8 protein-coding genes and 1 riboswitch are annotated in these 8,825 nt (G+C 73.3%); of the genes, 4 read left to right on the forward strand and 4 right to left on the reverse strand.

Going from position 1 to position 8,825, the window contains the following annotated elements; genetic code table 11:
* Positions 1–87 precede the first annotated feature (87 nt).
* Positions 88–227, reverse strand: a riboswitch (SAM riboswitch).
* Between the two features lie 98 nt (positions 228–325).
* From otsB to ASG49_RS11625, 3 genes are read right to left on the reverse strand one after another with little or no spacing between them, the layout of a single operon-like run.
* Positions 326–1,171 carry a trehalose-phosphatase gene (otsB, locus tag ASG49_RS11615; RefSeq protein WP_056541954.1) on the reverse strand — a complete coding sequence of 282 codons (846 nt, stop codon included), beginning with the start codon at positions 1,169–1,171 and terminating at the stop codon, positions 326–328.
* Positions 1,172–1,218: 47 nt separating this feature from the next.
* Positions 1,219–1,761: a LytR C-terminal domain-containing protein gene (locus tag ASG49_RS11620; protein ID WP_235562034.1), complete on the reverse strand. Its 543-nt coding sequence runs from the start codon at positions 1,759–1,761 to the stop codon at positions 1,219–1,221.
* 2 nt (positions 1,762–1,763) lie between these two features.
* Positions 1,764–2,075, reverse strand: a complete 312-nt coding sequence (locus ASG49_RS11625) for a DUF3263 domain-containing protein (protein ID WP_056541957.1) — start codon at positions 2,073–2,075, stop codon at positions 1,764–1,766.
* 127 nt (positions 2,076–2,202) lie between these two features.
* Here ASG49_RS11625 and ASG49_RS11630 point away from each other — a divergent pair, with 127 nt between their 5' ends.
* Both ASG49_RS11630 and ASG49_RS11635 read left to right on the forward strand, forming a co-directional pair.
* On the forward strand, positions 2,203–3,216 hold the full coding sequence (locus ASG49_RS11630; RefSeq protein WP_056541961.1) for a Gfo/Idh/MocA family protein: 1,014 nt from the start codon (positions 2,203–2,205) through the stop codon (positions 3,214–3,216).
* Between the two features lie 43 nt (positions 3,217–3,259).
* A complete protein-coding gene (locus ASG49_RS11635; protein ID WP_200936296.1) occupies positions 3,260–4,717 on the forward strand; it encodes a trehalose-6-phosphate synthase in 1,458 nt (485 codons plus the stop codon).
* A gap of 18 nt (positions 4,718–4,735) precedes the next feature.
* Here the strand turns inward: ASG49_RS11635 and ASG49_RS11640 are convergent, their stop codons facing one another.
* The gene (locus ASG49_RS11640; RefSeq protein WP_082534061.1) at positions 4,736–6,337 is read right to left on the reverse strand and encodes an FMN-binding glutamate synthase family protein; all 1,602 of its coding nucleotides are present in this window, start codon (positions 6,335–6,337) and stop codon (positions 4,736–4,738) included.
* Positions 6,338–6,416: 79 nt separating this feature from the next.
* On the opposite strand from ASG49_RS11640, the gene ASG49_RS11645 reads away from it, so the two are divergent.
* Positions 6,417–7,685: an alpha/beta fold hydrolase gene (locus tag ASG49_RS11645; RefSeq protein ID WP_156384306.1), complete on the forward strand. Its 1,269-nt coding sequence runs from the start codon at positions 6,417–6,419 to the stop codon at positions 7,683–7,685.
* A gap of 8 nt (positions 7,686–7,693) precedes the next feature.
* Positions 7,694–8,554, forward strand: a complete 861-nt coding sequence (locus ASG49_RS11650; RefSeq protein WP_056541963.1) for an SGNH/GDSL hydrolase family protein — start codon at positions 7,694–7,696, stop codon at positions 8,552–8,554.
* The last annotated feature ends 271 nt before the right edge of the window (positions 8,555–8,825 follow it).

The raw sequence follows: 8,825 nt of genomic DNA on the forward strand, positions 1-8,825 counted from the left end.
CTCGTGGCGACGTCGTCGCCCGCCGGGCTGGACGCGTCGGGCTCGGACTGGGCGCCGTGCTGGGTGGCGATGCTCAAGGAGGCCTCCTTCTCATCTTCCCCGGGCCGACTCTCGGCGCGGGACGGATGTAGCACCACTTCCGCACCAGTCCGGACGGGATCCGGGAGGTCGTGCGGCGGTTGCCGGGGCTTCAGCGGGCCGTGTCCCTCTGCCCCTCTCGATGAGCTGTGCGTCAGCCTAGGAGGCGGGTCCCCCCGCCCCCACATCCGTCCCGACATGTGGGACGGGCGTCCCATTCAATGAGACGTCCGGTGGCCCGGAGACCTCAGACGCGGCCGGAGCGGACGTCCTCGGTCAGCTGGCGGAGCAGGTCGAGCACCCCGGCCGGACCGTCCACGACGACGTCGGCGAGGTCGGCCAGCGGGTTGTCCTCGGTCGACGCCGAGCACACCAGCAGCCCGGGCAGGCCCTGGCCGCGCAGCTCCTCGACGGCCTTGAACGCCTCCACGTCGCCGAGGTCGTCGCCGCCGAAGACGACGGCCCGCGCCTGGAGCTGCTCGACGAGACGGCGTACGGCGGCACCCTTGTGCATCCCGTGGGCCCGCACCTCCACCACCTGCTTGCCGGGCTCGACGTCGAGGTCGTGGGCCCGGGCGGCGTCGGTGAGGAGCGGCAGCAGCCGGTCGTACGCCGCCTCCGGGTCGTCGAGCCGCCGGGTGTGCACGGCGACGGCGAGCCCCTTCTCCTCGATCCACGCCTCCCCCGCGTCGGCCCGCCGCAGCAGTCGCGGCAGCTCGCTGGTGAAGGTGGCCAGGCCGCGGGGCGGGGCGGGCGAGATGACGCGGCGCTCGACCGAGGTCCAGCGCTCGTTGCCGTACTGCCCGAGCACGAACAGCTCGCGCCCGTGCTCCCCGATCTCGTTGCCGACCTCCTCCAGGCCGCCCAGCGCCAGCGCCTGCCGCGCGGGGCGTCCCGTCACGACGGCGACGGCGCGCACCTGCTCGGCGAGGGCGACCAGCACCTCGGGGGCGTCGGGGTGGATGTGGGCGCTCTCGGGGTCGTCGACGATCGGCGCCAGGGTGCCGTCGAAGTCGAGGCCGACGACCAGGTCGTCGGCCGCGCGCACCACCGCGGCGTAGTGCCGCTCACCGTCGACCGACGTGAACTCCATGGGTCCATGGTCCCAGCCCGCCGCCGCGGCGGCCACCGGGCCCGGGGTCAGGAGTAGTCGTCGGTGAGGATCACGGTGAGCCGGTCGAACTGCATCGGCTCCTCGGCCGGCTTGAGCGCCTTGACCCCGAGGTCGCGACCGAGGGCCTTCCCGGCCTCCTTCAGGCGCGGCGGGAAGTAGACGGTGGTGCCGTCGACCGTGCCGTACCAGTTGTCGGATCCGACGACGTTCCAGCCGGCGGCCTTGGCGCGACCCGCCACGGTGCCGGCGAGACCGGTCGTGCGGGTGTTGTTGTAGACCACGACGTAGGTGTCGGCGCGCTCGACCGGCTGCACCTTCTTGGTGGGCCGGGCCGACGGCGTCGCCGACGGGGTGGGCGTGGCCGACGCGGTCGGGCTGGGCTCCGTCACGGCGGGGGTGACCTGCTCGGGACGGCCCGCCTCGTCGGGGTCGTTGGCCAGGAACACCAGGCCGGCCATGGCGACCGCGGAGATGCTCAGCGCCAGCAGCCGCGTGGAGAGCACGACGCCGCGCTCGTCGCGGGCGCGGAGCGAGAGCGGGTTCAGGGGTCGCAGCGGGGAGGGGGGCACGCTCACTCCGGGATCTCGAAGCCGAGGCGGCGCGCGGAGCGCTGCCGCTGGCGGGTGGCCCGCAACCGGCGGAGGCGGCGGACGAGCAGGGGGTCGTGGGCCAGGGCCTCGGGACGGTCGATGAGGGCGTTGAGCACCTGGTAGTAGCGCGTCGAGGACATGTCGAACTTCTCGCGCACCGCCTGCTCCTTGGCGCCGGCGAACTTCCACCACTGCCGCTCGAAGTCGAGCATCGCGGCGTCGCGCTCGCTGATGCCGGCGGCGACCTCGTCGGCGCGGGCCTCGGGGCTGCTGTGCGCGTGGCTGGCGACCATCGTGGATCTCTCCTCGGTCGGGCCCGGACGGGAGGGGACGGGCACTGCGGGTACGGCGGCTGGCCCGCCCAGCATAGGCGAGGAATCACAGCCGTGTCATTCGACCCGCGGTGGCTACGGTGCAGCCATGGACTCCACCTCGACGACCATCGGCTGGGGCGTGCTCGCCCCGGGGCGGATCGCCCACAACTTCGTGCGCGACCTCACCCAGGTCCCGGACGCGCGCCTGGTGGCCAGCGGCTCCCGGTCCCTGGAGCGGGCCGAGGCGTTCGCCTCCCAGCACGGCGGCCGCGCCCACGGCAGCTACGCCGACCTGGTCGCCGACCCCGAGGTCGACGTCGTCTACGTCGCCTCCCCGCACGCGCTCCACGAGGAGCACACGATGCTCGCGCTCGACGCCGGGAAGGCCGTGCTGTGCGAGAAGCCGATGACGCTCGACGCCGCCGCCACCCAGCGGCTCGTCGACGCCGCCGCGGAGCGCGGGCTGTTCCTGATGGAGGCGATGTGGATGGCCTGCAACCCGGTGGTCCGTCGGATCACCTCGCTGCTGGGCACCCCCGACGCCCCGGGCGAGCACGGCGTCGCGCGTCAGGTGCACGCCGACCTCGGCTTCGTCGTCGACCGCGACCCCTCCGACCGGCTGCTCGACCCCACGCTGGGCGGCGGGGCGCTGCTCGACATGGGGATCTACCCGCTCACCTTCGCCCACCTGGTGCTCGGGGAGCCCGAGCAGCTGGTCGGCGTGGCCGCCCTGTCCGACCAGGGCATCGACCTCGACGTCGCGGTCGCCGGGCGCTACGCCGGCGGCGCGACGGCGGCGCTCACCGCCTCGATGACCTCGAACTCCCCGCGCACCGCCTCGGTCGCCACGACCACCGGTCGCTTCGACCTCGAGCACGACTTCCACTCCCCCACGCGGGTGCTGTGGACGGCGTACGACGGGAAGGCCGGGACGTCGACCTGGCTCGAGGGCGAGGAGCCGGTGATCGGGCGCGGCTACGGCAACGAGGTGGTCGAGGTCCACCGCTGCCTGCGGGCCGGGGCGCTGACCAGCGAGCTCGCCCCGCCCGAGCGGACGGTCTCGCTCGCGCGCCAGATGGACGACCTGCTGGCCCAGGTCGGGGTCTCCTACGGCGGCTGACGAGGCCTGACCGGGCCCGCTCCCCGCGGGTACTGTCACCGGCGTGAGCGACCCCAGCGACACCTCGACGACCGTGGCCGCCGACCTGCTCGTGGTGGCCAACCGGCTCCCCGTGGACCGCGTCGTCCACGACGACGGCAGCACCGAGTGGCGCGCCTCGCCGGGCGGGCTGGTCTCGGCACTGGCCCCGGTGATGCGCAAGAACGAGGGCGCCTGGATCGGCTGGCCCGGCGACACGGGCACCGAGGTCGAGCCCTTCGAGAACGACGGCATCGCCCTGGTCCCGGTCGCGCTGTCGGACGCCGAGTACGCCGAGTTCTACGAGGGCTTCTCCAACGACACCCTCTGGCCGCTCTACCACGACCTCGTGGCCAAGCCGTCCTTCCGACGTGAGTGGTGGGACTCCTACGTCACGGTCAACCAGCGCTTCGCCGACGCCGCGGCGGCCAACGCCGCGGAGGGCGCGACCGTGTGGGTGCAGGACTACCAGCTCCAGCTGGTGCCGCAGATGCTCCGCGAGCTGCGACCCGACCTGCGCATCGGCTTCTACCTCCACATCCCCTTCCCCCCGGCGGAGCTCTTCTCCCAGCTGCCGTGGCGGCGCCAGGTGCTCGAGGGCCTGCTCGGCGCCGACCTGGTCGGCTTCCAGCTGGCCGGTGCCGCCCAGAACTTCGTGCGCCTCGTGCGTCAGCGGGTCGGCCACAAGACCCACCGCGACACCGTCTACCTGCCCGACGGCCGGGTGGTCCGGGCGCGCGCCTTCCCGATCTCGATCGACACCGAGGGCTTCGAGGAGCTCGCCCGCTCCGAGCCGGTCGAGACCCGGGCCGCGGAGATCCGCAGCGAGCTGGGCGACCCGTCGACGGTGTTCCTCGGCATCGACCGGCTCGACTACACCAAGGGCATCTACGCCCGGCTGCGCGCCTTCAGCGAGCTGATCGCCGACGGCGAGCTCGACGTCGAGGACGCCGTGTTCGTGCAGGTCGCCACCCCCTCGCGCGAGCGGGTCGACCAGTACCGCAAGCTCCGCGACGACATCGACCGCCTGGTCGGCCGCATCAACGGCGACCTCGGCCGGATCGGCAAGCCCGCGATCTCCTACCACCACTCCTCCTTCCCGCGCGAGGAGATGGCCGCCCTCTACCGCGCCGCCGACGTCATGGTCGTGACGCCGTTCCGCGACGGCATGAACCTCGTCGCCAAGGAGTACGTCGCCTGCCGCTACGAGGACGACGGGGCGTTGGTGCTCTCGGAGTTCGCCGGGGCCGCCGACGAGCTGCGCCAGGCCTACCTGGTCAACCCCTACGACATCAACGGCATGAAGGCCACGATGATGCAGGCGCACCGCGCCGAGCCCAGGGAGCGCGCCAAGCGGATGCGCGCCATGCGCAAGACCGTGACCGAGCACGACGTGGCCCGCTGGGCCTCGACGTTCCTGGACTCCCTCGCCGTCGACCGCGACGCCCACGACAAGCAGACCCGCCCGCCCCACGGCTCCTAGGTCCGCCGCCGGGGCGACCTAGCCCGTGCTGGTCGTGAGGGAGGCCTGGCCCCCGAGGTCGCGCTCGCCCGCGCCCGCCTCGGCGGACCGGGGCTCGGCGGTGCCGGGGGCCGCGGCCACGAGGTCCAGCAGCTCGGCCTGCATCGACGGACCGAGCTCGCCCCAGCCGGCGGCGTACCCGTAGACCTCGCGCAGCGAGCGGGCCTCGTAGTCGCCGCACAGCACCTCGACGTCGTCGGGGGTGATCAGCCCGGGGTGGGCCACGCCGATGGACTCGGTGACCTTGACCAGCTCCGAGCGCAGCGTGCGGAGGTACTGCGCGCACCGCTCGCCCTTGCTGACCGGCTCCAGCCCGCGGGTGAGCCAGGCGTTCTGGGTGGCGACGCCGGTCGGGCAGTGGTCGGTGTGGCACTTCTGCGCCTGGATGCACCCGATGGAGAGCATCGCCTCACGACCGGCGTTGACCATGTCGGCGCCCAGGGCGAAGGCGACGGTGGCGTTGTCGGTCAGGCCGAGCTTGCCCGAGCCGACGAAGGTGACGCGGTCGGTCAGGCCGGCCTCGGCGAAGGCGCCGTAGACGCGCGAGAAGCCCAGCCGGAAGGGCAGCGCGACCGAGTCGGCGAAGACGCGCGGGGAGGCGCCGGTGCCGCCCTCGCCGCCGTCGACGGTCACGAAGTCGACGCCGCGCGTGCCGGGGCCCATCAGCCGCACCAGCTCGTGCCAGAAGCCGAGCTCGCCGACCGCCGACTTCACCCCCACCGGAAGCCCGGTCTCGGTGCCCAGCAGCTCCACGAAGTCCAGCAGGCTGTCGGGGTCGGTGAACGCGGTGTGGCGCGCGGGGCTGGCGCAGTCGCGACCCATCGGGATGCCGCGGATCTCCGAGATCTCCCTGCTGACCTTGCCGGCCGGAAGCAGGCCGCCGAGCCCGGGCTTGGCGCCCTGCGACAGCTTGATCTCCAGCGCCTTCACGGGGTTGGCGGAGACCACCTCGAGGAGCCGCTCGAGCGAGAACGCGCCCTCGGGGGTGCGGCAGCCGAAGTAGGACGTGCCGATCTGCAGCACCAGGTCGCCGCCCTGCTGGTGGTAGGGCGAGAGCCCGCCCTCGCCGGTGTTGTGCAGGCACCCGGCCTCCTTCGCGCCCCGGTTGAGCGCGGTGATGGCCGGCCCCGAGAGCGAGCCGTAGGACATGCCCGAGATGTTGACGACCGAGGCCGGCCGGAAGGCGTGCCGGCGCCCGCGCGGCCCGCCCATCACCTTGGCCGAGGGCAGCCCGGCCGAGGCGTGGTCGCGCGGCAGCGAGGCCGGGAAGGTGCGGTGCTTGAGCACGGCGTACCCGGACAGGTGCTCGACGTCGTTGTCGGTGCCGAAGCCGGAGTAGTTGTTCTCCTGCTTGGCCGAGGCGTAGACCCACGCCCGCTGGTCCCGGCTGAACGGCCGCTCCTCGTCGTTGCTGGTCACGATGTACTGCCGCAGCTCGGGGCCGACCCGCTCGAGCAGGTAGCGGGCGTGGGCCACGACGGGGAAGTTGCGGAGCAGGGCGTGCCGGGTCTGCGTCAGGTCGCGGACGGCGACCGCCCCCAGGGCGACCCCGGCTCCCCCGAGCAGGTGCGAGAGCTTCATGGACCATCCCTACACCCGATGCGTCTCGGGCGTACGACGAGTCGGCCCGCGTCGCCGTCCCGCTCGGTACGCTCCGAGGATGGATCTGATCCCCAAGCCGGACCAGGTCGCGTCCGCGGCCAGCAACGTCGCGCACAAGCTCCTCTACGGCGGCCTCGCCGACCTCCGGCCGATGCCGCGCACGCTCATCGACGACGGCCCGCTGCGCGAGGTCTACCACTACCGCCCCCACAAGACGACGCGCGAGACCGGCGACCCGGTGCTGCTCGTGACCCCCCTGGCCGCGCCGGCAATCTGCTTCGACCTGCGTCGCGGCTGCTCCCTCGTCGAGCACCTCGTGCAGCAGGGCCGGCCGACCTACCTGGTGGAGTACGGCCAGATCTCGTTCAAGAACCGCGGCCTGGGCATCGAGCACTGGGTCGAGGAGGTCATCCCCGAGGCCGTCAAGGCGGTCTCCGAGCACGCCGGCGGCCGCCCGGTCCACCTCGTGGGCTGGAGCCTCGGCGGCATCTTCGCCACCCTGGTCGCCGCCGACCGGCCCGACCTGCCGATCGCCTCGCTGACCGTCCTCGGCTCACCGTTCGACGTCGAGAAGGTGCCGCTGGTCGCCCCGCTGCGGCCCATCCTCAGGCTCACCGACGGCGGCGTCGTGACCCAGCTCTACCGGCTGCTCGGTGGCGCGCCCCGCCCGCTCGTGCGGCGCGCCTTCCAGCTGTCCTCGGGCACCAAGATCATCACCAAGCCGCTGGCCACCCTGCAGCACCTCGACGACACGGAGTGGCTGGCGCAGATCGAGGCGGTCGACCGCTTCACCCGCAACATGATCGCCTACCCCGGCCGCAGCTTCGGGCAGCTCTACCACCGGATGCTCAAGGACAACCAGCTGCTCACCGGCAAGGTCGAGGTCTCCGGCCGCGACGTCGACGTCGCCGACGTGACCGCCCCCGTGCTGGTCTTCGCGGGCAACACCGACGGCATCGCGCCGATCAACGCCGTGCGGGCGCTGGTCGGGCTGCTGACCAAGGCGCACGAGGTGCGCTTCGAGATCGTGCCCGGGGGCCACCTCGGCATGCTCACCGGCCGCGCCGCCCGCACCACCACCTGGGTGGTGCTCGACGAGTGGCTCGAGCAGTACTCCACCCCCGACGACCGCGCCTCCCGGTCCAGGACCCGCGGGACCCGCAAGCCGCGCAAGCGGGTCGCCACCGCGGCGGCCGCCGAGCCCGGGTCCGGCACCCCCGCGGCCAGGCGGACCGAGGCGGTCGCGCCCGACCGGTCCGCGATCGGCTCCAACCCCGACCGCCGGTTCGCCTCGGCCTCCTCGCGCAACCTGGGTCGCAAGCCCTGACCAGCCGGGTGACGGCACGGCGGCTGGTCGCCGCGGTGCTGACGGTGCTGGTGCTGTTGTGGCTGGGGAGCCTCGGGTCGACCGACGAGCCGGAGCCGACGTACACCCGCTACGTCTCGATGGGTGACTCCTTCACGGCCGCGCCCTTCGTGCCGGTCAACGACATCGCCTACGGCTGCTACCGGTCGAGCAACAACTACCCCTCCCAGCTGGCTCGCGCGCTCGGGGTGCGCGAGCACGTCGACCGGTCCTGCAGCGGGGCCCGCACCCTCGACCTGGTCGGCAGCCAGCGCACCGCCCGCGGCTCGCGCGTCCCGCCCCAGATGGAGGCGCTGACCCCGGAGACCGACCTCGTCACGATCGGGATCGGGGCCAACAACTACCGGCTCTACGCCCGGCTGGCCACGGTGTGCCGCAAGCTCACGACGGTGTGCCCGCTCGACGACCAGCGCGCGCTCTTCGTCCGCATCCTCGAGCGGCTCCGGCCCGCGCTGGTGTCCACCCTCACCGAGGTGCAGCGCCGCTCGCCGCGGGCCCGGGTGGTGCTGGTGGGCTACCCCCGGCTGCTCCCGGCGCAGGGCGACTGCCGCCGGCTGCCCCGGATGCGACCCCAGGACCGCGCCACCTTCCGCGACGTCAACGAGCGGCTCGTGGAGGAGATGGCGGCCGCGGCCGAGCAGGTCGGGGTGGAGTACGCCGACTTCTACACCGCCTCGCAGGGCCACGACATCTGCTCCCGCAGCCCGTGGGTCCAGGGCCGGGTCGGCGACGGCCGCGTCGCCGCCGCCCTGCACCCGCTGCGGGCCGGGCAGGACGCCCTGGCCGACCTGCTCGAGGAACGGCTCCGCCGCCCACCTTCCGACGGATAGGTCCATCCCTCGGGTCGGCTGGTCGGCTCGGCGTGGCTCGACCCGGCTGGTCAGGGTCCTCACGAGGTCGGCTGGTCGAGGAGGGACGAAGTCCCGTCTCGAGACCCCCGCAACGTCTCTCGGCTAGTCGGCCGGGTAGTCGGCCGGGTGGTCGGTTGGTCGAGGAGGGACTCGCGGCGTCGGGTGGTCGAGGAGGGACTCGCGGCGTCGGGTGGTCGAGGAGGGACGAAGTCCCGTCACGAGACCCGCGAGATCCCTCGTTCCACATGAC

Source organism: Marmoricola sp. Leaf446, from assembly GCF_001424755.1.
GTDB lineage: Bacteria > Actinomycetota > Actinomycetes > Propionibacteriales > Nocardioidaceae > Marmoricola.

Bases quoted from the DNA above. Each gene is read 5' to 3' on its own strand.
- otsB (WP_056541954.1), bottom strand. From the start codon at position 1,171: ATGGAGTTCACGTCGGTCGACGGTGAGCGGCACTACGCCGCGGTGGTG.
- ASG49_RS11625 (WP_056541957.1), bottom strand. From the start codon at position 2,075: ATGGTCGCCAGCCACGCGCACAGCAGCCCCGAGGCCCGCGCCGACGAG.
- ASG49_RS11630 (WP_056541961.1), top strand. From the start codon at position 2,203: ATGGACTCCACCTCGACGACCATCGGCTGGGGCGTGCTCGCCCCGGGG.
- ASG49_RS11645 (WP_156384306.1), top strand. From the start codon at position 6,417: ATGGATCTGATCCCCAAGCCGGACCAGGTCGCGTCCGCGGCCAGCAAC.
- ASG49_RS11640 (WP_082534061.1), bottom strand. From the start codon at position 6,337: ATGAAGCTCTCGCACCTGCTCGGGGGAGCCGGGGTCGCCCTGGGGGCG.